The sequence below is a fragment of the Desulfocurvus sp. DL1XJH-121 genome (assembly GCF_054819825.1).
Window position 1 is genome coordinate 1 of record NZ_JBTVWW010000128.1, and the last position, 261, is coordinate 261.

The 261-nt window shown below is 49.8% G+C and carries 1 protein-coding gene; it reads left to right on the forward strand.

The annotated features are described in order from the left end of the window. On the forward strand, positions 1 to 261 hold a 261-nt coding region (locus tag ACYYG1_RS17595), incomplete at both ends, for a hypothetical protein (protein ID WP_461211629.1).

The following is a 261-nucleotide window of genomic DNA, read 5'->3' on the forward strand; positions in this document are numbered from 1 at the left end:
TTCTGCGTGTGAGGCTGACGGAGGACGACCTTTTAGAAGCCGTTCATCACGAAAAGCTTCATACCGGTTTAACCAAAACGGTAAAACCAAGCACCGAAATGAAAAAGAAATACCCGCAATATCGAAGAACGCCGCGCATGGTCTACGATCTTCCAGAAGACCGCGTTTCATTCAGCTTTCCCTCGCAGGAAAGCGAACAGAATAACCGGGGGCTGTGGCTCGTCATTCTGCCTCCTTTGGTCATGCTGATTGTAATGGGGG